This is a genomic window from Microbacterium sp. NPDC055683 (assembly GCF_053617895.1).
This window is the reverse complement of sequence record NZ_JBSHGQ010000006.1, coordinates 98,631-123,188: the sequence shown is the minus strand read 5'-3', so window position 1 is coordinate 123,188 and position 24,558 is coordinate 98,631. Positions and strand designations below refer to the sequence as shown.

At 72.9% G+C, this 24,558-nt stretch carries 21 protein-coding genes; 11 read left to right on the top strand and 10 right to left on the bottom strand.

Features of this window, described 5'->3' with window-relative positions:
* The 4 genes from ACWGPF_RS04520 to ACWGPF_RS04505 all read left to right on the top strand — a co-directional run.
* Positions 1-1,041: FecCD family ABC transporter permease (locus tag ACWGPF_RS04520; RefSeq protein ID WP_452331686.1), on the top strand; the 1,041-nt coding region annotated here is incomplete at its 5' end.
* The gene (locus ACWGPF_RS04515) at positions 1,041-2,102 is read left to right on the top strand and encodes a FecCD family ABC transporter permease (protein WP_452331685.1); all 1,062 of its coding nucleotides are present in this window, start codon (positions 1,041-1,043) and stop codon (positions 2,100-2,102) included. The genes ACWGPF_RS04520 and ACWGPF_RS04515, both read left to right, overlap by 1 nt.
* Complete coding sequence (locus ACWGPF_RS04510; protein ID WP_452331684.1) at positions 2,099-2,932, top strand: ABC transporter ATP-binding protein; 834 nt, start codon at positions 2,099-2,101, stop codon at positions 2,930-2,932. The genes ACWGPF_RS04515 and ACWGPF_RS04510 overlap by 4 nt, the downstream gene beginning before the upstream one ends.
* A 1-nt stretch (position 2,933) precedes the next feature.
* Complete coding sequence (locus ACWGPF_RS04505) at positions 2,934-3,833, top strand: siderophore-interacting protein (protein ID WP_452331683.1); 900 nt, start codon at positions 2,934-2,936, stop codon at positions 3,831-3,833.
* A 6-nt stretch (positions 3,834-3,839) separates the two neighbouring features.
* Here ACWGPF_RS04505 and ACWGPF_RS04500 read toward each other — a convergent pair whose 3' ends face one another.
* Positions 3,840-4,814: a sugar-binding transcriptional regulator gene (locus tag ACWGPF_RS04500; protein ID WP_452331682.1), complete on the bottom strand. Its 975-nt coding sequence runs from the start codon at positions 4,812-4,814 to the stop codon at positions 3,840-3,842.
* A gap of 104 nt (positions 4,815-4,918) precedes the next feature.
* Between ACWGPF_RS04500 and ACWGPF_RS04495 the strand changes: the two genes are divergently transcribed.
* The 3 genes from ACWGPF_RS04495 to glpK all read left to right on the top strand — a co-directional run bounded on the left by ACWGPF_RS04495 (position 4,919) and on the right by glpK (position 9,039).
* The gene (locus ACWGPF_RS04495) at positions 4,919-6,625 is read left to right on the top strand and encodes an FAD-dependent oxidoreductase (protein ID WP_452331681.1); all 1,707 of its coding nucleotides are present in this window, start codon (positions 4,919-4,921) and stop codon (positions 6,623-6,625) included.
* Positions 6,626-6,735: 110 nt separating this feature from the next.
* Positions 6,736-7,491, top strand: a complete 756-nt coding sequence (locus ACWGPF_RS04490; RefSeq protein ID WP_452331680.1) for an MIP/aquaporin family protein — start codon at positions 6,736-6,738, stop codon at positions 7,489-7,491.
* A gap of 33 nt (positions 7,492-7,524) precedes the next feature.
* Positions 7,525-9,039, top strand: coding sequence for a glycerol kinase GlpK (gene glpK, locus ACWGPF_RS04485; protein WP_345435317.1), 1,515 nt, complete (start codon positions 7,525-7,527; stop codon positions 9,037-9,039).
* A 54-nt stretch (positions 9,040-9,093) separates the two neighbouring features.
* Here glpK and ACWGPF_RS04480 read toward each other — a convergent pair whose 3' ends face one another.
* The 5 genes from ACWGPF_RS04480 to lipB are packed head-to-tail and all read right to left on the bottom strand — an operon-like array spanning position 9,094 to position 13,363.
* On the bottom strand, positions 9,094-9,507 hold the full coding sequence (locus ACWGPF_RS04480; RefSeq protein WP_452331679.1) for a VOC family protein: 414 nt from the start codon (positions 9,505-9,507) through the stop codon (positions 9,094-9,096).
* 20 nt (positions 9,508-9,527) lie between these two features.
* Complete coding sequence (gene ffh, locus ACWGPF_RS04475) at positions 9,528-11,087, bottom strand: signal recognition particle protein (protein WP_452331678.1); 1,560 nt, start codon at positions 11,085-11,087, stop codon at positions 9,528-9,530.
* A gap of 55 nt (positions 11,088-11,142) precedes the next feature.
* Positions 11,143-11,718, bottom strand: a complete 576-nt coding sequence (locus tag ACWGPF_RS04470) for a TetR/AcrR family transcriptional regulator (RefSeq protein ID WP_452331677.1) — start codon at positions 11,716-11,718, stop codon at positions 11,143-11,145.
* Between the two features lie 20 nt (positions 11,719-11,738).
* Positions 11,739-12,728, bottom strand: coding sequence for a lipoyl synthase (gene lipA, locus ACWGPF_RS04465; protein ID WP_345435309.1), 990 nt, complete (start codon positions 12,726-12,728; stop codon positions 11,739-11,741).
* On the bottom strand, positions 12,725-13,363 hold the full coding sequence (gene lipB, locus ACWGPF_RS04460) for a lipoyl(octanoyl) transferase LipB (protein WP_452331676.1): 639 nt from the start codon (positions 13,361-13,363) through the stop codon (positions 12,725-12,727). Before lipB ends, lipA begins: the two co-directional genes overlap by 4 nt.
* A gap of 116 nt (positions 13,364-13,479) precedes the next feature.
* Here lipB and ACWGPF_RS04455 point away from each other — a divergent pair, with 116 nt between their 5' ends.
* The 4 genes from ACWGPF_RS04455 to ACWGPF_RS04440 are packed head-to-tail and all read left to right on the top strand — an operon-like array spanning position 13,480 to position 18,388.
* Positions 13,480-15,108, top strand: a complete 1,629-nt coding sequence (locus ACWGPF_RS04455) for an ABC transporter substrate-binding protein (RefSeq protein ID WP_452331675.1) — start codon at positions 13,480-13,482, stop codon at positions 15,106-15,108.
* A 6-nt stretch (positions 15,109-15,114) separates the two neighbouring features.
* The gene (locus tag ACWGPF_RS04450; protein ID WP_452331674.1) at positions 15,115-16,101 is read left to right on the top strand and encodes an ABC transporter permease; all 987 of its coding nucleotides are present in this window, start codon (positions 15,115-15,117) and stop codon (positions 16,099-16,101) included.
* Positions 16,098-16,901: an ABC transporter permease gene (locus tag ACWGPF_RS04445; protein WP_452331673.1), complete on the top strand. Its 804-nt coding sequence runs from the start codon at positions 16,098-16,100 to the stop codon at positions 16,899-16,901. Before ACWGPF_RS04450 ends, ACWGPF_RS04445 begins: the two co-directional genes overlap by 4 nt.
* Positions 16,898-18,388, top strand: a complete 1,491-nt coding sequence (locus ACWGPF_RS04440) for an ABC transporter ATP-binding protein (protein ID WP_452331672.1) — start codon at positions 16,898-16,900, stop codon at positions 18,386-18,388. The genes ACWGPF_RS04445 and ACWGPF_RS04440 overlap by 4 nt, the downstream gene beginning before the upstream one ends.
* Positions 18,389-18,391: 3 nt before the next feature.
* Here ACWGPF_RS04440 and ACWGPF_RS04435 read toward each other — a convergent pair whose 3' ends face one another.
* The 4 genes from ACWGPF_RS04435 to smc are packed head-to-tail and all read right to left on the bottom strand — an operon-like array spanning position 18,392 to position 24,453.
* On the bottom strand, positions 18,392-18,892 hold the full coding sequence (locus tag ACWGPF_RS04435) for a DUF2004 domain-containing protein (protein WP_452331671.1): 501 nt from the start codon (positions 18,890-18,892) through the stop codon (positions 18,392-18,394).
* Between the two features lie 24 nt (positions 18,893-18,916).
* Complete coding sequence (gene ftsY / locus ACWGPF_RS04430; RefSeq protein ID WP_452331670.1) at positions 18,917-19,786, bottom strand: signal recognition particle-docking protein FtsY; 870 nt, start codon at positions 19,784-19,786, stop codon at positions 18,917-18,919.
* A 36-nt stretch (positions 19,787-19,822) separates the two neighbouring features.
* Positions 19,823-20,947: a class I SAM-dependent methyltransferase gene (locus ACWGPF_RS04425; RefSeq protein ID WP_452331669.1), complete on the bottom strand. Its 1,125-nt coding sequence runs from the start codon at positions 20,945-20,947 to the stop codon at positions 19,823-19,825.
* On the bottom strand, positions 20,944-24,453 hold the full coding sequence (gene smc, locus ACWGPF_RS04420; protein ID WP_452331668.1) for a chromosome segregation protein SMC: 3,510 nt from the start codon (positions 24,451-24,453) through the stop codon (positions 20,944-20,946). The genes ACWGPF_RS04425 and smc overlap by 4 nt, the downstream gene beginning before the upstream one ends.
* Positions 24,454-24,558: the final 105 nt, after the last annotated feature.

Below are 24,558 nucleotides of genomic sequence, written 5' to 3'. Positions count from 1 at the left end.
CCCCGGGCCCCGCGGGGGGGGCCCGCCGGGGGGCCCGGGCGGCGCCGCGCCGTGCTCGTGGTGGCGAGCACCGCGGCCGTGCTCCTCGTGCTGCTGGCCTCGCTCGCATTCGGCTCGCGCGCCGTCAGCCTCGGCGAGATCCTCGACGGCCTCGGATCGTGGTTCCGGGGGGTCGTGCCGGAGGACATCGGCGCCATCGCGGTCCAGCAGCGCATCCCGCGCACCGTGCTCGCCCTCGTCGCGGGGGCCGCGCTCGCCCTCTCCGGCGCGCTCATGCAGGCGATCACGCGCAACCCCATCGCCGACCCCGGCATCCTCGGCGTGAACACCGGAGCCGCCCTCTTCGTCGTCTGCGGCATCGCCTTCCTCGGCATCACCTCGGTCTTCCAGTTCCTCGGGCTCGCGCTCGCCGGGGCGGCCCTCACGGCCGTGTTCGTCTACGTCGTCGGATCGGTCGGCGCGGGCGGCGCGACGCCCATCAAGCTCGCCCTCGCCGGGGCCGCCACGACCGCCGCGCTCTCGTCGCTCGTGAGCGCCGTCCTCCTGCCCCGTGTCGCCGCCATGAACGAGTTCCGCTTCTGGCAGGTCGGCGGCGTCGGAGGGGCGACGTGGGAGACGATGGCGATCATCGTGCCGCTGCTGGCCATCGCGGCGCTCGCGGCGTTCCTCGCGGCGCCCGCGCTCAACGCGCTCGCCCTGGGCGACGACGTGGCCGTCGGACTCGGCATCCGCGTGGGCCCCACCCGCGCCCTGGCCGCCGCGGCCGGCGTGGTCCTCTGCGCCGCCGTCACGGCTGTCGCCGGGCCGATCGCCTTCGTCGGCCTCATGGTGCCGCACGTCGTCCGCCTCCTCACGGGGCCCGACCAGCGCTGGATCCTCCCCTTCTCCGCCGTCGGCGGCGCCGTGCTGCTCACGGCGGCCGACACCCTGGGGCGCGTCATCGGCTCGCCCGGCGAGGTCGAGGCCGGGATCGTCACGGCGTTCCTCGGCGCCCCCGTCCTCGTCGTCATCGCCCGCCGCACGCGCATGAGAGCCCTCTGATGTCCGCCGTCCTCACCCCCGCCCCCATCCCCGCGGCGCCCCTCGACGCCATCCGAGCGGGTCGGCGCCGCCGCGGTCGCCGACGCGCCGTCGCGACGGCCGCGCTCGCCGTCCTCCTGGTCGCCCTGATGGCCGCCATGCTGCTGCTGGGACGGACCATCTACCCGGTGTCCGACGTCGTCGCGGTCGTGCTCGGCGCCGACATCCCCGGCGCGTCCTTCACGGTCGGCGGGCTGCGCATCCCCCGCGCGCTCACCGGCGCCCTCGCCGGAATCGCCTTCGGCGTAGCGGGCACCACCTTCCAGACGATGCTCCGCAACCCCCTCGCGAGCCCCGACGTCATCGGCATCACCTCGGGTGCCAGCGCCGCCGCCGTCGTCGCGCTCATCGTCCTGCACTGGTCGTCGGGCGCGACGATCGTCCTCGCGCTCGTGGCCGGCATCGGCACCGCAGCCGTGATCTACGCCGCCGCCCGCGGCGGGGAGTCCACGGGCGGCCGCCTCATCCTCATCGGCATCGGCGTGGGCGCGATGCTCAACGCCGTCGTGTCCTTCGTCATCTCGCGCGCCGCCGAGTGGGACGTCCCCGTCGCGATGCGGTGGCTCACGGGCAGCCTCAACGGCGCCACGATGTCCGATCTGCCGCCGCTCGCGATCGCCGTCGCGGTGCTCGTCCCCCTCGTCCTCGTGCTCTCTCGCGATCTGAGGGCGCTCGAGCTCGGCGACGCGTCGGCCACCGCCCTCGGCGTGCGCGTCGACCGGTCGCGCATCCTCCTCATCCTCGCGGCCGTCGCGCTCGCGTGCTTCGCGACCGCGACGACGGGGCCGATCGCGTTCGTCGCGTTCCTCGCCGGCCCCATCGCGGCGCGCATCGTCGGCCCTGGCGGATCGCTCGTCCTCCCGGCCGGGCTGTTCGGCGCCTGCCTCGTGCTCGGCGCCGACCTCATCGGGCAGTTCGCGTTCGACACGAAGTTCCCCGTGGGGGTCGTGACGGGCATCCTCGGCGCCCCCTACCTGCTCTACCTGCTCATCCGCACGAGCCGACTCGGAGGTTCCTCGTGACCGCGCAGCACACCCTCGAAACACGCGGCCTCGTGGCCGGCTACGGGGCCAGGACGATCGTCGACGGCGTCGACCTCGTCGTGCCGGCGGGGCGCATCAGCGTCATCGTCGGCGCGAACGCCTGCGGCAAGTCGACGCTGCTGAAGACGATCTCCCGGCTCATCCCCGCGAAGGCGGGCGGCGTCGTGCTCGACGGGCGGCGCATCGACGAGCTCCCCACGAAGGAGCTCGCGCGCACCCTGGGCCTCCTCCCCCAGCAGCCGGTCGCGCCGGAGGGCATCGCGGTCGCCGACCTCGTCGGGCGCGGCCGCCATCCGCATCAGAAGCTCTTCCGCTCCTGGACCCGCGACGACGAGCGCGCCGTCGCGGCCGCGCTCGAGGCGACGGGCGTCGCCGAGCTCGCCGACCGCTCGGTCGACGAGCTGTCTGGAGGACAGCGCCAGCGCGTCTGGATCGCCATGGCCCTCGCCCAGGAGACCGGGATCCTCCTCCTCGACGAGCCGACGACGTTCCTCGACGTCACCCATCAGGTGGAGGTGCTCGACCTCCTCACCGACCTCAACCGCCGCGAGGGCACGACGATCGTCATGGTCCTGCACGACATCAATCTCGCGGCGCGGTACGCCGACCACCTCTTCGCCCTCCGCGCAGGACGGCTCGTCGCGCACGGCGCCCCCGCCGACATCGTCACGAGCGAGCTCATCGGCGAGGTCTTCGACCTCGATGCGCTCGTCATCCCCGATCCGGTGTCGGGCACGCCGCTCGTCCTCCCGCGCGGGCGGCACCATGTGATCGACGCGCCCTCCGCCCGTTCCACGACAGGAGCCTGACATGGCCGACATGGAGTTCTTCCGCGCGCGCGTCGCGCGCATCGCCGACCTGACGCCCAGCTTCCGGCGGTTCACCTTCACGGGCGACGGCCTCGACCGCTACGGGGATCCGGGGTTCGACCAGCGCATCAAGGTCGTCTTCCCCGCTCCCGGCCTGACGTTCGACGACATGCCGACGGGCGACGACTGGTACACCGCGTGGCGCGCGCTGCCGCCCGAGTCGCGCCTGCCGTTCCGCACCTACACGACGCGTGCGGTCCGCAACGCCGAGCGGGAGGTCGACGTCGACATGGTCGCGCACGATGTGTCCGGCCCCGCGTCGGCGTGGATCGAGAGGGCCCAGGTGGGCGACGAGGTGCTCCTCCTCGCCCCCACCGTCGATCGCACGGGCGTCAGCTACGGGGTGGACTTCGTGCCTCCCGCCGAGGTCGAGCAGATCCTCCTCGCCGGTGACGAGACGGCGGCGCCGGCGATCGCGGCGATCCTCGAGCAGCTGCCCCGCGACGCCAGGGGCGTCGTCGTGCTCGAGGTGCCCGATGCCAGGGATGCCGCGTACCTCCCTTCCCACCCGGGCTTCGACGTCCACGTCTCGGGTCGCGAGGGCGAGGAGCGTCACGCGCATCTCGTCCGCACCGTCACGGCCGTCGCCCCCGTCCTCTGCGCACCGGGCCGCGGGGCGGAGGTGGAGGAGATCGACGTCGACCACGACATCCTGTGGGAGGTGCCGCGAGCCAAGAAGGGCGGGGCGGCGCTGCGCAGCGCTCCGCTCTACGCGTGGCTCGCCGGGGAGTCCTCCGCCATCAAGACGCTGCGTCGCCACCTCGTCTCCGAGCACGGCGTCGACCGCCGCGCCGTGGCGTTCATGGGGTACTGGCGGCTGGGGCGATCGGAAGGCGAATAGCCCCGATCAGGTCGACTCGACCAGCAGGCGTGCCAGGGTCTCGTCGAGCACGACGTCGGTGACGAGCCCCGCGGCGACGGCGGCACGCAGGCTCGCGAGCTTGTGCGCCCCCGCGACGACGCAGACGCGCCGCGGCACCCGTCGGATCCGATCGAGCGTCGGGCCCGTCGCGCGGGCGTTGAGGCGGATGTCCCGCCACGACCCGTCCGCACGGAAGAAGACCGTCGCCAGATCGCCGATGACGCGGTCCTCCCCCAGGCTGCGGTAGTCGGCCTTGTCGAGATAGCCGCCGACGTAGACGCGGCTCGGCACCTCCGCCGACGGCGACCCCAGGCTGAACAGCGCGAGGTCCATGCGCGCCTGCAGCTCGAGCACGCGCCGCGTGCTCCGCTCCCGCCACATCGCCTCGCGCGTCGCCGGGTCGTCGAAGAACGCCGGGACCGGGAACTGCTGCACGCGCGCGCCGAACGCCGCGCCGAACCGCTGCAGGATCTCGCTGGAGTACTCGACGCCCGTCGTCTGCGTGTTGCCCGCGCCGTTGAGCTGGACGACGGTCGTGTTGTGGGTCTCCTTCTGCGGCAGGTTGCGGCTCACGGCGCTGAGCGTCGAGCCCCACGCCACGCCCACCACCATGTGCGAGTCGACGAACTGCGCGAGCAGCCGCGCCGCCGTGAGCGCGACGCGTTCGAGCCGGTCGACGTCGCTCACGCTCTCCGGCAGCGGGACGACGTGTGCGGCGACGGGGAAGCGGTCCGCGATCCGGCGCTCGAGCTCTCCCCCGCGTTCGAGGGGCGAGGTGATGCGGATCTCCACGAGCCCCGTCTCGCGCGCATGGCTGAGCAGCCGCGACACGGAGGAGCGCGATGTGCCGAGCTCCTGCGCGATCGACTCCATGGTGCGGTCCTGCAGGTAGTAGAGCTGCGCCGCCTTGAGCGCCTGCAGCATCTTTCCGTCGCGCATCTGCGCACCGTCCTCGACCATCCGACCCTCCTCCGACGGCGCGCCGTGCACATATGTGCACTCGGGTTGCGCGCATGTGTCCGCCGACTGAGGCTATACCCGAACGAGCGAGAGGGAGGTCGACGATGATCGACACGCACAACGCACAGGAGCGGCCGGCGGTCGCCTCGGTCCGGGCCGCAGGACGCACGACGGTCGTCGTCATCGGCGGAGGCATCAACGGGATCTCGACGTTCCGCGACCTCGCCCTGCAGGGCGTCGACGTCGTGCTCGTGGAGCGGTCGGACTTCGCCTCCGGCGCCTCGGCCGCCTCCAGCCACATGATCCACGGCGGCATCCGCTATCTCGAGAACGGCGAGTTCCGCCTCGTCAAGGAATCCGTCCAGGAGCGCAACGGGCTGCTCCGGATCGCACCGCACTTCGTCAAGCCGCTGCGCACGACCATCCCGATCTACTCGACGTTCTCCGGCATCCTCTCGGCCCCGCTCCGGTTCCTCACGCACCGTTCGGGCAAGCCGCAGGAGAGGGGGGCCGCGCTCATCAAGATCGGGCTCGTCCTCTACGACACGTTCTCGCGCGACGGCGGCTCGGTCCCGCGTCACCGCTTCCTCGGCCGGAAGAAGTCGCTGTCCGAGCTCCCCGCGCTCGACCCCGCGGTGAAGTACACCGCGACCTACTACGACGCCTCGATGCACGATCCGGAGCGTCTCGCTCTCGATGTGCTCCAGGACGGCCTCGCCGCGCACGAGGGGGCCCACGCCCTCAACTACGTGGAGGCCGTCGCACGCACGGCCGACGGCGTGGAGGTGCTCGATCGGGAGACCGGGACGCGCTTCGAGATCGCCGCCGACGTCGTCGTGAACGCCTCGGGTCCGTGGACGGACCTCACGAACGAGGCGCTCGGCACCTCCACCCGGTTCATGGGCGGCACCAAGGGCTCCCACATCGTGCTCGACCATCCCGAGCTCCTCGCGGCGACCCAGGGCAGGGAGATCTTCTTCGAGCACTCCGACGGGCGCATCGTGCTCATCTACCCGCTGAAGGGGCGGGTGCTCGTCGGGACGACCGACATCGACGCCGACCCGCGCGAGCCCGCACGCTGCACGGAGGAGGAGGTCGACTACTTCTTCGACCTCGTCCATCACGTTTTCCCGTCGATCGCCGTGGACCGGTCGCAGATCGTCTACCGGTTCGCCGGCATCCGCCCGCTTCCCCGGCACGAGGACACGGCGCCCGGCTTCGTCTCCCGCGACTACCGCGTCGAGGTCGACCGTTCGGCCCGCGTCCCGCTCGTCAGCCTCGTCGGCGGCAAGTGGACGACCTTCCGCGCGCTCGGCGAGTCGCTCTCCGACATCGTCCTCGGTCTCGTCGGCCGCACGCGCTCCGTCTCCACCTCCGGCCTGCCCATCGGCGGAGGCAAGGACTTCCCGCGCACCGATCCCGATCGCCGCGCCTGGATCGGCGCTCACCTGCCGGGGGCCGGCGCGCGCGGAGAAGCGCTCCTCACGCGGTACGGGACGCGCGCGGCCGCCGTCTGGGAGGACGTCGAGCAGGGTCACGACGAGCCGCTCGCCGGGGGCGCGCTGTCCACGCGCGAGCTCGCCTGGATGGTCCGCAACGAGCACGTCGTCCACCTCGCGGACGTGCTCCTCCGGCGCACCAGCATCGCCTTCACGGGCGACGTCGACGCCGACGTGCTCGACGAGATCGCCGACGCGCTCGCGCCCCTCCTCGAGTGGGACCGCGCACGTCGCGATGCCGAGGTGCAGGAGGCGCGCGCGCTCCTCAACGACGCCCACGGGCTCACGATCCCCGATCGCACCCGCCACTGAGGCGGGGCGATCGCCCGGGCCTCCTCCGACAGGGCCCGCACGGGAGATCCTCTCCCACCCGCAGCGCGGCGGCAGGGGGGCCGCCGCGCCCCTGAAAGGTCGAAGAAGACATGAATGAAGTGAATCTCGGGCTGTACTTCCTGTCCGAGTTCGTCGGGACCGCGCTGCTGATCCTGCTGGGCTGCGGCGTCGTCGCCAACGTCGTCCTCGCGAAGACGAAGGGCCTCGGCGGCGGGACCCTGATGGTCAACTGGGGATGGGGCCTCGCCGTGTTCGTGGGCGTGCTCGCCTCCGCGTACTCGGGTGCCATCCTCAACCCGGCCGTGGGTATCGGCCTCCTCATCGCGGGAACCATCTCGTTCCCGATGTTCCTCGTCGCCGTCGCCGCCGAGCTCCTCGGGGCGATCGTCGGCGCCGTGCTGTGCTGGGCGGCCTACCGTCAGCACTTCGACGCGGAGGAGGAGCCGGCGAACAAGCTCGGCGTCTTCTCGACGGGCCCGGCCATCCGCTCGTACGGGCACAACCTCGTCACGGAGATCATCGCGACGTTCGTGCTCGTGTTCGCGGTGTTCGCGTTCGCCGACTACGGCGACATCGAGGTCGGCGTCCCCGGCGGGCTCGGTCCGCTCTCGGCGCTTCCCGTCGCCCTCGTCGTGGTCGGCATCGGCGCCTCGCTCGGCGGACCGACCGGCTACGCCATCAACCCCGCGCGCGATCTCGGTCCCCGCATCGCGCACGCGCTGCTGCCCATCAAGGGCAAGGGGTCGAGCGACTGGTCCTACGCCTGGGTGCCCGTCGTCGGCCCCCTCATCGGCGGCGCGCTGGCCGCGCTCGCCGCTCCGGCCCTCCTCGGCCTCGCCGCCTGATCCGACCCCCGTTTCGAAGGAGAACAGAACATCATGGCCGACTACATCATCGCCATCGACCAGGGCACGACCTCGAGTCGTGCGATCATCTTCGACCGCGCCGGCAGCATCGTCGCCACCGGCCAGAAGGAGCACGAGCAGATCCTGCCGCACCCGGGCTGGGTCGAGCACGACGCGCGCGAGATCTGGCGCAACGTTCAGGAGGTCATCGGCCTCGCATTGAGCCGTGCCGACCTCACGCGGCACGACATCGCGGCCATCGGCATCACGAACCAGCGCGAGACGGCCGTCGTGTGGGATCGCACGACGGGCGAGCCCGTGTACAACGCCATCGTGTGGCAGGACACGCGCACGCAGGCGATCGTCGACCGGCTGGCGGCCGACGGCGGGGTCGAGCGCTTCAAGCCGATCGTCGGCCTGCCGCTCGCGACGTACTTCTCCGGCACGAAGATCGCCTGGATCCTCGAGAACGTCGACGGCGCGCGGGAGAAGGCCGAGGCGGGGCAGCTCGCCTTCGGGACGACGGACTCGTGGGTGCTCTGGAACCTCACGGGCGGGGTCGACGGCGGCGTGCACGTCACCGACGTCACGAACGCGTCGCGCACGCTCTTCATGGACCTCGAGACGCTCGAGTGGCGCGACGACATCCTGGAGGCGTTCGGCGTCCCGCGCTCGATGCTGCCCGAGATCCGGTCCTCCTCCGAGGTCTACGGCGCCGCGGAGGACTCCTCGCTCCTGCGCGAGACGCCCATCGCGGGCATCCTCGGCGACCAGCAGGCGGCGACGTTCGGGCAGGCGGCGTTCACCGCGGGCGAGAGCAAGAACACCTACGGCACGGGGAACTTCCTCATCTTCCAGACGGGCGAGGAGATCGTCCGCTCGCAGAACGGGCTGCTCACGACGGTGGGCTACAAGCTCGGCGACCAGCCGACGCACTACGCGCTCGAGGGATCGATCGCCGTCACCGGATCGCTCATCCAGTGGCTGCGCGACCAGCTCGGCATCATCTCCTCGGCGCCAGAGGTCGAGACCCTCGCCGCGGGCGTGGAGGACAACGGCGGCGTCTACGTCGTGCCGGCCTTCTCCGGCCTCTTCGCCCCGTACTGGAGGCCCGACGCGCGCGGCGCGATCGTCGGTCTCACGCGGTACGCCAACAAGGGCCACATCGCGCGCGCCGCGCTGGAGGCCGTCGCCTTCCAGACCCGCGACGTGCTGGACGCGGTGAACGCCGACGCGGGGGTGGATCTCGCCGAGCTCAAGGTCGACGGCGGCATGGTCGCCAACGACACGCTCATGCAGTTCCAGGCCGACGTCCTGGGCGTGCCGGTCGTGCGCCCCGTCGTCGCCGAGACGACGGCGCTCGGAGCCGCCTACGCGGCCGGTCTCGCTGTCGGGTTCTGGAACGGGCTCGACGATCTGTCCGCGAACTGGCAGGAGGACCGTCGCTGGGAGCCCTCCATGGACGACGCAGAGCGCGACCGCCTGCTGCGCCAGTGGCGGAAGGCCGTCACGAAGTCGATGGACTGGGTCGACGACGACGTGAGCTGACCCGTCGAGACGAGAGGGCGAGGGCCGGGGAGCGATCCCCGGCCCTCGTGCCGTTCACGGGAGGAGCGACTCCCCGAGCGGCGACGGGTTGACCGCGATCTCCCAACGGAATCCGTCGGGATCGGCGAAGTACCCCGAGTACCCGCCCCATTCCCGGTGCACCGCGTCGACGACCGTCACGGCGCCCGCCGTCCGCGCGAGCGCGAGCACGGTGTCGACCTCGCGCTCCGTGCGCAGGTTGTGCGCGAGCGTGAGCGGCGGCGTGCCGCCGGAGGCGACGGGGCCGATCTCGCCTTCGGCATGGGTGCGATCCCAGAGCGACAGCAGCAGGCGCTCGCCGATCCGGATCATCAGCACCTCGCCGGCGACCTCGAGCTCGGGCGTCCACCCGAGCCCGTCGACATAGAATGCCCGGGATGCCGCGATGTCGTCGACGACGAGCGTGATGAGGCTGACGCGCTGATCCATGCCGCCAGTCTCACACGGGCTCAGCCCTTGCCGAAGAGCTTCTGGATCTCGGCGAGGTCCGCCTCGCTCGGCTGCGCCGGGGAGCCGCCGAGGCCGAAGCCCGACCCCGTGGGAGCCGCCGCGGCGGGAGCCCCGGAGTTCTCGGCCGCGCGCTTGGCCGGGTTCCCCGACCGCGATCCCTGCGGCTTCCTGCCCTTCTTCGCGCCGCGCTTCGCCGAGGCGCCCGGCTTGCCCATGCCGGGCATCGCCCCCATCCCGGGGATCTGCGGGGTGCCGCCTCGGGCGACGGTCTTCATCATCTTGGCCGCCTGCTCGAACCGGTTGACGAGCTGGTTCACATCGGTCACCGTCATGCCGGAGCCCTTCGCGATGCGCAGGCGCCGCGATCCGTTGAGGATCTTCGTGTTCTGCCGCTCCGCGGGCGTCATCGAGCGGATGATCGCCTCCGTGCGATCGATCTCGCGCTCGTCGAAGTCGTCGAGCTGCTGCTTCATGGCCCCCATGCCCGGGAGCATCCCGAGCATCTTCTTCATGGAGCCCATCTTCTTGAGCTGCTGCATCTGCTGGAGGAAGTCCTCGAGCGTGAACTGCTCCGTGGCGAGCTTCTCGGCGACCTTCGCCGCCTCCTCCTCGTCGAACGCCTGCTGCGCCTGCTCGATGAGCGTCAGGACGTCGCCGAGGTCGAGGATGCGGCTCGCCATGCGGTCGGGATGGAAGTCCTCGAGGTCGTCGAGGCCCTCTCCCGTCGAGGCGAAGATGATGGGCCGGCCCGTCACGGACGCGACCGACAGCGCGGCGCCGCCTCGCGCGTCGCCGTCGAGCTTCGACAGCACGACGCCCGTGAAGTCGACGCCCTCCTGGAACGCCTTCGCCGTGTTGACGGCGTCCTGGCCGATCATGGCGTCGATGACGAAGAGCACCTCGTCGGGCTGGGTCGCCCGGCGGATGTCCGACGCCTGCTTCATGAGGTCGGCGTCGACGCCCAGTCGGCCGGCGGTGTCGATGATGACGACGTCGTGCTGCTGCCGGCGCGCGTGCTCGACGCCGTCGCGCGAGACCCGCACGGGGTCGCCGACGCCGTTGCCCGGCTCGGGCGCGTAGATCGTCGCGCCGGCGCGCTCGGCGACCACCTGGAGCTGGTTCACGGCGTTGGGGCGCTGGAGGTCGGCGGCGACGAGGAGCGGCGTGTGCCCCTCCTTCTCCAGCTTGCGGGCGAGTTTCCCGGCGAACGTCGTCTTGCCCGAGCCCTGCAGGCCGGCGAGCATGATGACGGTCGGCGCCGTCTTCGCGAACTGCAGGCGACGCTGCTCGCCGCCGAGGATGCCGACGAGCTCCTCGTTGACGATCTGGACGACCTGCTGAGCGGGGTTGAGCGCCTTGTTGACGTCGTCGCCGAGCGCGCGCTCGCGCACCTTCGCGGCGAACTCCTTCACGACCGGCAGCGCGACATCCGCATCGAGCAGCGCGCGGCGGATCTCCCGCACCGTCCCGTCGACGTCCGCGGGCGAGAGCTTGCCCTTGGTCCGGAGGTTGCGGAAGGTGTCGGTGAGGCGCTCGGAGAGCGTGCCGAAGGTAGCCATGATGCGTCGATTTTACCCGCTGCCGCCGACCGGCCGACCCACCGCGCCCGCCGGGTCAGCGCACGGCGCCAGGCAGCGCGTCGAGCGCATCGGCGAGGACGTCGCGAAGGGCGCGCGTGCCCGGCCCCGCGAGCGCCCAGTGCCTCAGCGCGCTCATGACGGCGCCCGCGTATGCGGCGCCCGCGATGTCGGCGGACAGCCCGTCACGGCCGCCCCTGCGTGCGCCCGTCGCGATGGTCGACGCGATCCGCGCCATCCGCACCGCCGACTCCCGCTCCAGATCGGCGGCCATCCCCATCGCGTCGGCGTTCGCGATGGCGAGCGCCAGGGCGTCGGGGCGCAGACCCTCCGCGAACGTCAGCACGGCGCCCCGCAGCGCCGCGTCGAGCGGATGGCCGGGGGCATCCAGCAGGTCGGCGAGCACGGCGGAGCGCTCGTCGAACGGCGCCCACAGGAGCCCGGCCTTCGACGTCGCGTAGTTGAAGAAGCTCGAGCGGCTGACCCCGGCCCTCCGCGCGATGTCGGCGATCGACGTGGCCTCGAAGCCCTGCTCGAGGAACAGCTCGCAGGCCGCCTCCGCGAGCACCTCGCGCGAGGACGCCCGCGGCCGCCCTGCTCTCACGCCCGCCATCCTGCCAGGCTAGCCGCCGCTCACACCGCCTGCGCGAAGCCGAGGTCGGCGGAGGCCGCGATGTGCGCGAGGTGCGCGGGGATCTCCCGGCCCTTCGACGCCATCGACTGCGCCCAGAGGCGCCCGGCGCGGTACGACGAGCGCACGAGCGGGCCCGCGAGCACGCCGAGGAACCCGATCTCCTCCGCGATCCCCTTGAACGCGACGAACTCCTCCGGCTTGACCCAGCGGTCGACGGGATGATGGCGGGGCGTCGGGCGCAGGTACTGCGTGATCGTGATGATGTCGCAGCCGGCGTCATGCAGATCGTGCAGCGCCTCGACGACCTCGTCGGAGGTCTCGCCCATCCCGAGGATGAGGTTCGACTTCGTGATGAGGCCCGCGTCGTGCGCCTGCGTGAGCACGTCGAGCGACCGCTCGTAGCGGAACGCCGGACGGATGCGCTTGAAGATGCGCGGCACGGTCTCGACGTTGTGCGCGAACACCTCGGGCCGCGCGTCGAAGATCTCCCCGAGGAACGACGGGTCGGCGTTGTGCTCGTTGGCGAGCAGCTCGACGCCGGTGTTCGGGTTGAGCGCGTGGATGCGGCGGACGGTCTCGGCGTTGAGCCACGCCCCCGTGTCGGGGAGGTCGTCGCGCGCCACGCTCGTCACGGTGGCGTACCGCAGGCCCATCCGCTGCACGCTCTCCGCGACGCGGCGGGGCTCGTCGGTGTCGTAGTCGGCGGGCTTGCCCGTGTCGATCTGGCAGAAGTCGCAGCGGCGGGTGCACTGCGATCCGCCGATGAGGAACGTCGCCTCCTTGTCCTCCCAGCACTCGAAGATGTTCGGGCACCCCGCCTCCTGGCACACGGTGTGCAGGTCCTCCGACTTCACGAGCGCGTGCAGGGCCTGGTACTCCGGCCCGAGCTTCGCGGTCGTCTTGATCCACGGCGGCTTGCGCTCGATGGGCGTCTCGGCGTTGCGCACCTCGAGGCGCAGCAGACGGCGCCCGTCGGGCCCCGCGCTCACGCGGCGACCCCCGCGTACTCGGCACGGAACGCGGACACGACCGTGTCGACGACGTCGGACGGCCGGATGATGCGGCCTGCGTGGGAGCTCATCGTCGTCACGCCCGCGTCGGAGATGCCGCACGGGATGATGCCGCCGAACCCGTCGAGGGTGTTGTCGCAGTTGATCGCGAAGCCGTGCATCGCGACGCCCTGTGCGACACGGACCCCGATCGCCGCGACCTTCTCCTCTCGGAGCACGCCGCGGAGCCAGACGCCGCTGCGCCCCTCCACCTGGTAGCCGTCGACGCCGTGCTCGGCGAGCACCGCGATGAGCACGCGTTCGAGCCGGCGCACGTGGTCGACGACGGCGAACGGCGCCGGCAGGCGCACGATCGGGTAGCCGACGAGCTGGCCGGGCCCGTGCCACGTGATCTTCCCACCGCGGTCGACGTCGACGACGGGCGTGCCGTCCCGGGGCCGCTCGTGCGGCTCGGTGCGCTTGCCCGCGGTGTAGACGGCCTCGTGCTCGAGCAGCACGAGCGTGTCGTCGCGCTCCCCCGCGACGACCTCCGCGTGGAGCCGCCGCTGCAGCTCCCACGCTTCGAGGTAGGGGACGTAGTCGGGCGCGAGGCCCGCGAGCAGGACGTCGGTCACGTCGATCTCCTTCACGATCTTTTTTGGATCGCGTCCAACAATAGCTTCCTGCGCGTCCGCCCCGTCGCCGCGCCGGTAATGTTGGACACCGTCCACTTTCCTCTCCGAAAGCCGCCATGCCCTCTCCTCGTCTGGCCGCCGCCGCGGCCGCGCTCTCCCCCCTCCTGCTCCTCGCCGCGTGCTCCGCTCCGGAGGCCCCGGCCTCCGAGGACGGCGCCGACGGCGGCACGCTCGTCTACGCGACGGGCGATGCCGAGCCGACCTGCCTGGACCCCCACGTGGGCGGCAACTACCCGCAGGCGCTCCTCAGCTCGCAGTACCTCGAGCCGCTCTTCGGCCGCGACGCCGACGGCGCCATCCGGCCGTGGCTCGCGTCAGGGTGGGAGGTGTCCGAGGACGGCCTCACGTGGGACATCACGCTGCGCGACGACATCGTCTTCACCGACGGCACGCCGTTCGACGCGGAGGCCGTGGAGGTCAACATCGAGCACCTGCAGGATCCCGACACCGCGTCCTCGACCGGCTATCTCGCCGTCGAGCAGATCGAGGAGGTCGAGGTCGTCGACGATCACGCGGTGCGGCTGCACCTGTCCACCCCCAAGTCGGCCCTCCTCGAGGCGCTGAGCCAGCCGTGGACCGCCATGGAGTCGCCCGCCGGCCTCGCCCGCGGCCAGGAGGAGAACTGCCTCGCCCCGGTCGGCACGGGGCCGTTCGTCGTGGACGAGTGGGTGCCGCAGCAGCGTGTGACGCTCGTGCGCAACGACGACTACGTGTCGACGAACCCGACCGCCGACCACGACGGGCCCGCGTACCTCGACGGCATCGAGTGGCGGTTCATCCCGGACGCCGCGACGCGGCAGGCGGCCCTCGCGTCCGGCGAGGTCGACGTCGTCGACAACCCTCTCCCCTCCGACATCGTCGCGGCGGAGGGACTCGGCCTCACGCACATCGACGCCCCGCGCCCCGCCTCCTCCAACCGCATCGAGCTCAACACGGCGCAGGCGCCGTTCGACGACGTGCGCGTCCGCGAGGCGTTCATCCGCGCCGCCGACCCGACCCCGGGCATCGAGACGCTCTTCCTCGGGACGGCGGAGCGCTCGTTCTCCCCGCTGTCGAGCGTCGAGCCGCTCGCCTACTCGGACGAGTCCCTGTTCGCCACCGATCCCGACGCCGCCGGTGCGCTCCTCGACGACGCGGGCTGGACCGAGCGCGACGACGACGGCGTGCGGGTGAAGGACGGCGCGCGCCTCACGGTGCGCTTCCCCGTCTCGACCAACCAGTCGACGGCGGCCGAGCAGTCGCTCTTCCAGCAGATCCAGGCGAACACGGCCGCGGTCGGCTTCGACGTCGTGCTGTCGCCCGTCGACCTCTCGACGTGGTACGGCGCCCTCGGCGCGCACGAGTACGAGGCCGTCAGCGCCCCGTACACGATCGTCGGCCCCGACGTCCTGCGCATCCTCTACCACTCGTCCGGCACGGTGCCGGCCCCCTCGGGCTACTTCGCCAACCACGCCATGCTGCGGGTGCCGGAGCTCGACGCCGCGCTCGATGCCGCCGCCTCCGCTCTCGACCCGGCCGACCGCGCAGCGCAGTACACCGAGGCGCAGCGCATCGTGCTGGAGAGCTTCGCCATCCTGCCGCTCTACGACCAGCAGAACCACTTCCTCGTGGGCGGAGCGACCGGTGTCGAGACGCTCGGCACCGTCGCCACCCCGTCGTTCGTCGACGCGCGTCTGACGGACTGAGACCGGATGGCGGCGCTGCGCTGGATCGCGGAGCGGATCGGGCGGGCGATCCTCGTCGTGGGCATCACGGCCACGGTGGTGTTCTTCGCGCTGCGCGCGACGGGCGACCCGCTCGAGGCGATCCTCGGCGGGCCGGGCTCCCAGGCGGGGCCGGACGCCGTCGCCGCGGCCGAGCGCGCGTACGGCCTCGATCAACCGCTCGTCGTGCAGTACGCCCTGCAGCTGTGGCGTGTCGCGACGCTGCAGCTGGGCGACTCGTACGCGCGACACCAGCCCGTCGCCGAGCTGATCGGCCAGCAGCTGCCGTCGACGTTGCTGCTCGCCCTGCTCGCCCTCGTCCTCGCGTGGGCGCTCGCGGTCGTCGGCGCGGTCGTCGCGACGACCTCGCGCGGCATCGCGGGCCGTGCCGTCGACGCCGTGCTGCGGGCCGTCGAGGTCACCGCCACCGTCGTGCCGCAGTTCTGGCTCGGCGCCGTGCTCATCCTCGTGTTCGCCACGACGCTCGGGGTGCTCCCCGCCACGAGCGCGGGCAGCGACCCCGCAGCGCTCGTCCTCCCGGTCGTGACGCTCGCCGTGCCGATCGCGGGATTCCTGGCGCAGGTGTCCCGAGACGCGCTGCACGAGGCGGAGGAGTCTCCGTTCGCGACGTCGGCGCGCTCGCGCGGTGCGTCCGACGTCCGGGTGCTCCTGCGGCACACGCTCCGGCATGCGAGCCTTCCGGCGCTGGCCCTGTCGGGCTGGGCCTTCGGCAATCTCCTCAGCGGAGCGGTCGTCGTCGAGGTGCTGTTCGCGCGCCCGGGCCTCGGACGCCTGCTGCAGGAAGCCGCGCTCGTCCGCGACGTGCCGGTCGTCGTGGGTGCGGTATCGGTCGTCGCCCTGCTCTACGTCGCCGTGATCGTGATCGCCGACGCCGCGGAGCTCCTCGTCGATCCGCGGCTGCGCGGTGCGCGCCCCGGCGCCGTCCGCACGCCCGACGTGGCGGTCGGCTCGTGAACGCGCTCCGCCGGCTCGGATGGCCCGGGGCGGCTGCGACGGCGGCTCTCGCCGTGCTCGGCGCAGCGGTCGCGGCGCCCTGGCTGCTGGCTCCGGGCGACCCGCTCGCGATCGAGCCCGCCTCCGCGTTCACGCCGCCGTCGGCGGCGCATCCGCTCGGCACCGACGAGTCGGGGCGCGACGTGCTCACGCGCATCGTGCACGGCGCGGCCGCCTCCGCCGGCATCGGCCTGGCGGCGACGGCCGTGGGGATCGGGCTCGGCCTCGTCATCGGCTTCACGGCGGGTCTCGGCCCGCGCTGGCTCGAGGCGGCTCTCGGCCGCGTCGTCGAGGTCCTCTTCGCCCTGCCGACGCTCGTCCTCGCCCTGCTCCTCGTCGCGGTCCTCGGCCCCGGCACGGAGAGCTCGGTGCTCGCCATCGGCCTTGCGACCGCTCCCGGCTACGCGCGGATCCTCCGCAGCCGCGTGCGCTCCGTGGCCCGCAGCGACTACGTCGCCTACGCGCGGTCGGAGGGCGTGGGCGGCGCGGCGCTGTTCGCCCGCCACATCGCGCCCAACACGCTGTGGCCGCTCGTCGCCACGGCGACGCTCGGCATCGGCCAGGCGATCGTCTGGGTGTCGGCGCTCAGCTTCCTCGGGCTCGGCACTCCGCCGCCGTCGCCGGAGTGGGGCGCCATGCTCGACGCCGGGCGCGTCTACATCTCCTACGCGTGGTGGCTCACGGTCTTCCCCGGCCTCGCGATCGTCGGGACCGCCGTCGTGCTCACCGTGCTCGGCCGCCGCATCGGTGCCGTCCGATGAGCCGCCTCGAGGTCGCCGGGCTCCGCGTCTCCCTGCCGCGTGCGGGCGAGGTGCTGCATGGCGTCGACCTGTCCCTGGCCGCCGGCGAGGTGCTCGCCGTCGTCGGCGGATCGGGCGCCGGCAAGTCCGTCCTCGCCCGCACGCTCCTGGGCCTGACACAGGACGACCCGCTGGCGCGCGTGTCCGCCGACGCGCTCTCGCTCGGCGGCGTCGACATGCGACGGGCCGGTCGGCGCGGATGGCGCGCACGGCGCGGCGCCGACGTCGCACTCGTGCTCCAGGACGCGCTGCAGTCGCTCGACCCGCTCCGCACGATCGAGGCGGAGGTGGGAGAGGCGCTCGCCGTCCGGCGCGTGCCGCGCCCCGAACGGCGGCGCCGCGTGATCTCGGCGCTCGAGCAGGCGGGGCTGACGGACGCGGGGGCGCGCCTGCGGCAGCGTTCGGGAGAGCTCTCGGGCGGGATGCGCCAGCGCGCGCTCATCGCCTCGGCGATCGTCGCGGGCGCGCCCGTCCTCGTCGCGGACGAGCCGACCACGGCGCTCGACGCCACCACGGCCGTCCGCGTCCTCGACCTGCTCGGGCGGCTGCGCGACGAGGGCGCGGCCATCCTGCTCGTCACCCACGACCTCGGTGCGGTGGCGCGCATCGCCGACCGTGTCGCGGTGCTCGACGCGGGGCGCGTCGTGGAGACGGCGACGACCGCGGCCCTCCTCGCCGCGCCGCGCCATCCGACGACCGCCGCCCTCCTCGCGGCGCGACCGTCCGGCCCGCGCCCGGGGCCGCCGGCCGAACCGGGACGCACGCTCCTCGAGGCGAGGGCGCTCGTGCGGCGCTACTCCTCCGTCGCGGGCACCGTGACGGCCGTCGACGGCGTCGACCTCGATGTCCGGGCCGGCGAGACGATCGGCATCGTGGGCGAGTCGGGATCGGGCAAGTCGACGCTCGCGCGCCTCCTCCTCGGCGCGGAACGGCCGGACGCCGGCTCCGTCCGGCACGGGTCCCCCGTTCCGTGCGTGCGGCTCGTGCCGCAGGATCCGCTCGGCTCGTTCGATCCGCGGCACGACGTGGCCCGCATCCTGCGCCTGTCGCACCGAGACGGCGCACCGGCCCCCGATGCGCTGCTCGCACGCGTCGGGCTCCCCCGCGACGTCCTCGCGCGGCGCCCGGCGTCCCTCTCGGGCGGACAGCGCCAGCGCGTCGCGATCGCCCGCGCTCTCGCGGGCCGCCCCGACGTGCTGGTGTGCGACGAGCCCGTCTCGGCGCTCGACGTCACGACCCAGGCGGGCGTCCTCGACCTCCTGCGCGGACTGCAGCGCGACGAGGGGCTCGGCGTCGTGTTCATCTCGCACGACCTGGCGGTCGTGCGCACGATGGCCGACCGGGTCGCCGTCATGCAGTCGGGGAGGATCGTCGAGGAGGGCCCCACGGAGGCGGTCTACGCCGCGCCGTCCCATCCCTTCACGCGCGAGCTGATCGCGGCGCGATGAGCGCTATTCGGCGCTCGTGACGGAGTGCACGGCACCGTCGCTCGTGAGGTTCACGAGCAGGACGTCGTCGGTCGCATCGGGGTCGAGCGCGTACTCGAGCACCGCGAACGGATCACCGCCGCCGTGCTCGTCGGCGAGGATCGTCATGCTCATGAGGTTGAGCGAGCGGATGATGTCGACCGCCGCATCGCCGGAGACGTCCACGAGGAACTCCTCGAGCCCGTCCCCCAGGGTCTCCTGCTGCATGAGGATGTACTCGGTGACCTCGCTCGCCCTGTTGTCCACCTCGCCGAGCATGGCCACGCGGCTGCGGCGGTCGATCTCCTCGAGCGACGAGACGATCGCCGCGGCGGCGTCGAGCGCGTCCTGCGACACGTCCTCCTGATCGGGCGCCGTCAGGTCGACCGACACCGTCTGATCGCCGAGCTCGACGTTCTCGGACCAGAAGATCGAGCCGTCAGGGCCGGACTCCAGCAGGCCGAAGAAGTCGTGTTCGATCGCCATGGGGCCACTCTTCCATTCGCGAGGTCAGTCGACAAGCGACGCGGCGAAGACATGCGGGGTGAAGCCCGTGAGGTCTCCGATCCCCTCGCCCTGGCCGAGCAGCTTGACGGGGATGCCGGTGCGCTCCTGCACGGCGAGCACGAAGCCGCCCTTCGCCGAGCCGTCGAGCTTGGTGAGGACGAGCCCCGTCACACCCGCGTGCTCGAGGAACGCCTGGGCCTGCATGACCCCGTTCTGCCCCGTCGTCGCGTCGAGCACGAGCAGCACCTCGCTGATGGGAGCCTGCTTCTCGATCACGCGCCGGATCTTCGTCAGCTCGTCCATGAGGCCGCCCTTCGTGTGGAGGCGGCCGGCCGTGTCGACGAGCACGATCTCGGTCCCGGTGCGCTTCGCCTCGTCGATCGTCTGGAAGGCGACGGATGCCGGGTCCTGCCCCTCGCGCTCCGGGCGCACGATGCGGGCGCCGCCGCGCTCCGCCCACGTCGCGAGCTGGTCGACCGCCGCGGCGCGGAACGTGTCGGCGGCCCCCACGATGACGCTGCGGTCGTATCGCCGCAGGAAGTGCGCGAACTTCCCGATCGTCGTCGTCTTCCCGACGCCGTTGACGCCCACGACGAGGACGACGGCGGGGCGCTCGGTGAGCTTCAGCGTCGTGTCGAAGCGCGCGAAGTGCTCTTCCAGCGTCTCCTTCAGCATGCGCTGGAGGTCGCGCGGATCGGTCGTCCGATAGCGGTCGACCTTGTCGCGAAGCTCGTCGACGATGCGCTCGGTGATGTCGGGGCCGAAGTCGGCCGTGAGGAGGGCCGTCTCGAGGTCGTCCCAGGTGCCCTCGTCGATCGTGGGCTTGACGAACATCCCGCGCAGCGCGCGCCCGAGTGACCACTTCTCCGCCATGCCTCCAGCCTAGTTCGCGCGGGGCCGCGCGACGGATCAGCGGCGCGTCGAGGCGGTCACCGTGAACCTGCTGTTCCGCCCGATCTGCCGGGTCGGACCCACGATCCGCTCGAGGGCGCCGCGATAGGCCAGGTGCGAGTTCCACACGCACCACAGCTCGCCGCCCTCACGCAGCACGCGCGCCGCGTCCGCGAACAGACGCGGGGCGATGCGGTCGGTGACGGCCGCGCCGGAGTGGAAGGGCGGGTTGAGCAGGACGAGGTCGGCAGACGCGTCGTCGCAGGACCCGAGGCCGTCGTCGCGCACCACCGACACCCGGTCGGCGACGCCGTTGGCGCGGACGGTGGCCGACGCCGACGCCACGGCGGCGGCGGACTGGTCGGTCGCGACGATCCGCGCCTGCGGGTGCGCGAGCGCGAACGACGTCGCGAGCACGCCCGTCCCGCACCCGAGGTCGATCGCCCGCTCTGCGGCGGGCAGCTCGCCGAGGAAGCCGAGGAGGAACCGCGTGCCGATGTCGATCGACGCCCCGGCGAACGCGGCGCCGTGGGCGCACACGGTGAGTCCGAGGTCGTCGTGCCGCACGCGTCTCGGCCAGCGGGCGGCGCCGCCGCGACGCGGCCCCGCCGCCCTCAGCACGCGCGATTTGCCCGCGGCACGGCTCGCGGAGACGTCGGAGAAGTGACGCGCCAGCACGTCGTTCATTCCGAGGGTCATGTGCTTCACGCGGCCGCCCGCGACGACGCGGACGTCGTCGGCCGCGTTCGCGGCGACGAGCTCGGCGATCTCGTCGAGCGCGTCGAGCGCCCGCGGCAGCTGGAGCAGGACGAGGCGCGCGCCGACGAGGAGGTCGGCGTCGAGGTCGTGCCGCTCCAGCCCCGAGAGGTCGACGCCCGTCTCGCGGGCGTTCTCCGCGAGGGCGCGCTCGCCCGTGAGCGCGTCCTGGTGCAGCCGGACGCGCGTCGCGGGATGCGCGTCGAGCAGCGACAGCGCGAGCGCACCGTAGCGGTCGCCGATGACGACGACGTCCGACCCCGGCTCCCCCGCCTCGGCGAGGATGAGCCGGTCGCTCGCGTCCGCCGCGACGAGGTCCGGGGCCTCGACATCGGGGCGGCGACGAAGCTCCGGTGCGAGACGCGCCAAGGAGTCGACGGCCGTCACGATGCCGCCCTGTCGCCGACCCGCTGCCCGACCACGGCCGACACCCCGTCCTGGCGCATGGAGACGCCGTACAGGGCGTCGGCGATCTCCATGGTGCGCTTCTGATGGGTGATGACGAGGAGCTGGCTCGACGCGCGCAGCTGCTCGAACACGCCCAGCAGGCGCCCGAGGTTGGCGTCGTCGAGCGCAGCCTCGACCTCGTCGAGGATGTAGAACGGGCTCGGACGCGCCTTGAAGATCGCGGTCAGCAGCGCGACCGCCGCGAGCGAGCGCTCGCCTCCCGAGAGCAGCGAGAGCCGCTCGATCTTCTTGCCGACGGGGCGCACCGTGACCTCGATCCCCGTCGTCAGCATGTCGTCGGGGTCGGTGAGCGCGATGTCGCCCTTCCCACCGGGGAAGAGGATCGGGAACACCTCGTGGAAGGCGGTCCGGGTGTCCTCGAACGCCGCCGCGAAGATCGTCTGCATGCGCTCGTCGAGATCGGCGATGATCGTCACCAGGTCCTTGCGCGTCTGGACGAGGTCGTCGAGCTGCTCGGTGAGGAAGCGGTGGCGCTGTTCGAGGGCGGCGAACTCCTCCAGGGCGAGGGGGTTCACGCGTCCCAGCTGGGCGAGCTTCCGCTCCGCCTCGCGCAGGCGCCGTTCCTGCATGCGGCGGTCGTAGGGGATGGTCGACGGCTCGTCGTGGTCCGGCGCCGCGCCGGGATCGCGGGGCGCCGGCTGGGTCGGCCCGTACTCGGCCACCAGGATCTCCTCGCCGAGACCGAGCTCGCTCGCGACGCGCTCGAGGAGGCTCGTCAGATGCAGCTTCTTCTCGTGGATCTGCAGCTCGAGCCCGTGCACGCTCTCGGTGAGCCCGGAGAGCCGGTCGCGCAGGCGCGCCTCGTCGGCGCGCAGCGCGCGCAGCTCCTCGGTGACGGCCGATCGCGCGCTCTCCGCCTCCGCCAGCGCGATGCGCGCCTCCGCGACCGACCGCGCCGCCGCGTCGAGCACGGCGGGCACCTCATCGGCGACCCCCTGCGCGATCTCGCGCTGCGCACGCCGCACGACGGCCCTGCGGGCGGCGCGCTCCGCTGATTCGCGCTCGCGCTCGCGCTGCCGCTCCAGCTCGTCGGCGCGCGCCGACGCGGCGCGGACGCGCTCGCGCAGCGTCTCCACCTCGAGGCGGGCGGCCATCTCGCTCTCGCGCGCGCTCTCCACCGCGGCCAGCAGCCCTTCCCGCGCCGAGGCGTCGAGCACGGGCCGCGGCTGCGACGCCGCCGCCTCGAACGCTTGGGCGGCCGTGCGCGCGTCGGCCTCGGCGTCGGCCACGGCCGACTGCGCCTGCACCAGGCCGGCACGCAGGCGATCGCACTCCGCGACCACGGCCTCGTGGCGCACGGTGATCCGGTTCACCTGCTCGGCGTGCTGGGCGAGTTGCGCATCGTGGGTGCGGAGCTCGTGGAGCCGCTCCTTCGAGACGCGGCGCGCCGTCCGCAGCCGCTCGTCCGCCTCGGCCCGTTCTGCTGCGCGCGAGTCGACGGAGGCCCGCACCTCCACGAGGCGCTCGACCGCGGCGTCGCGCTCGGCCTGCAGCTCGAGGCGGGAGCGCTCGCCGCCCGTCCCCGCCCGCAGCGTGTGCGCCGTCGCCACCTCCCCCGTGCGCGTCACGGCGACGAGGTCGAGCTCGGGCTCCGCGGCGAAGACGGCGCGCGCGGCGGCGAGGTCGTCGACGATCACGACCCGGGCGAGCACGCCGCGGACGCCGTCGGGGCCCGTGACGACATCGAGGGCGGAGACGGCCCCGGGCGGCGCGGGAGGGCGCGCGGCCACCGGCGCCTCGGCGATGACGATGTCGACGACGCCCGCCTCCTCCGCCTCGGCCGCGATGCGGTGCGCCGCGGCCGTGTCGTCGACGAGCACGCCCTCCGCCTGGGTGCCGAGGACGGCGGCGATGGCGGCCTCGAAGCCCCCGCGCACCTGCACGCTGTCGCCCACGAGCCCCCGCACGCCGTCTCCTCCGCGCGCGATGATCTCCGCCGCGCCTCCGCGCACGTCGAGCGCGCTTCCGAGCGCCGCGGCCTTCGCCGCGAGGCCGTCCGCCTCGCGCTCGGCGGCGCGGTGCGCCTCGCGCAGCGACTCGAGTGCCGCCTCGGCGTCCGCCGCCTCCCGCTGCGCGGTCTCGTACGCCGCCTGCAGATCGGCGGCCTCGCCCTCCGTCGCGGCGATGTCCTCGAGCTGGGCGACGGCGTCGGCCGCCTCGATGCGGCGGGCCTCCGCGGCGTCGAGGGCGTTCTGCTGGCGGAGGACGCCGCCGCGCACCGCGGCCAGCGTCTGCTGCGCCGCGTCCGTCGCGGCACGCAGCGTCGTGAGGCGCATGTCGTGGGCGGAGACGAGCGCGCTCTGCTCGGCGATCTCGACGTCGAGCGCGTCCAGGTCGGCGCGCGCGGCCGCGACGCGACGCGCGGCCTGCTGGGCGGCGTCCTGCGCGCCGCCGATGCCGTCGGAGATCGCGACCGCCTCGGCACGCGCGTCGTCGACGGCTGCCTGCGTGACGGTGACGCGATGCGCCGCCTCGTCGTCGTCGGCACTCAGGAGCGACAGACGCTGGTTGGCGAGCGTGAAGAGTCCGCGCAGCCGCTCCTGGACCTGCTCGAGGCCGAAGAGCACGCGACGCGCCTCGTCCACGGCCTCCGCGTTCTGCTCACGCTCGAGCTCGGAGATGCGCGCCTTCACCCGGTCCGACTGCTCCTGGAGGACCATCCGCTCGGCATGGCGCTCGTGCTCGTCGCGCGCGTGCGCCGCGAGCGTCTCGCGCAGCTGCACGACGTCGTCGGCGTACAGGCGCGCCTTCGCGTCGCGCACGAGCGCCGCGATCGTCTGCGCCTCGCGGGCGATCTCGGCCTGACGGCCCAGCGGCTTCAGCTGTCGCCGGATCTCGCCGGCGAGATCGCTCAGCCGCTGGAGGTTCTGCTCCATCGCGTCGAGCTTGCGGACCGTCTTCTCCTTGCGCCGACGGTGCTTGAGGATGCCTGCCGCCTCCTCGACGAAGCCGCGGCGCTCCTCCGGGGTGGCCTGCAACACGCTGTCCAGACGCCCCTGCCCGACGATGACGTGCATCTCGCGCCCGAGCCCCGAATCGCTCAGCAGCTCCTGCACGTCGAGCAGCCGGCACGATTCGCCGTTGATCGCGTACTCGCTCTGCCCGCTGCGGAAGAGCGTGCGGCTGATCGTCACCTCGGTGTACTCGATCGGGAGCGCGCCGTCGGCGTTGTCGATCGTGAGCTGCACCTCCGCACGCCCGAGCGGCCCCCGCGTGGCGGTGCCGGCGAAGATGACATCCTCCATCTTCCCGCCGCGGAGCGTCTTCGCCCCCTGCTCGCCCATCACCCACGCGAGTCCGTCCACGACGTTCGACTTGCCCGAGCCGTTGGGGCCGACGATCGCGGTGACACCCGGTTCGAGCGCGAACGTGGTCGGCTGCGCGAAGGACTTGAAGCCCTTGAGCGTGAGGCTCTTCAGGTGCACCGGCGCCGCCCTCCGTCCTGCCGTCGATCCGCGTGATTCCGCGTCTCACGGTACCGGAAGGCACCCGCACGACCCGTCATCGCAGGCGGCTCGGCGCGGAGCAGA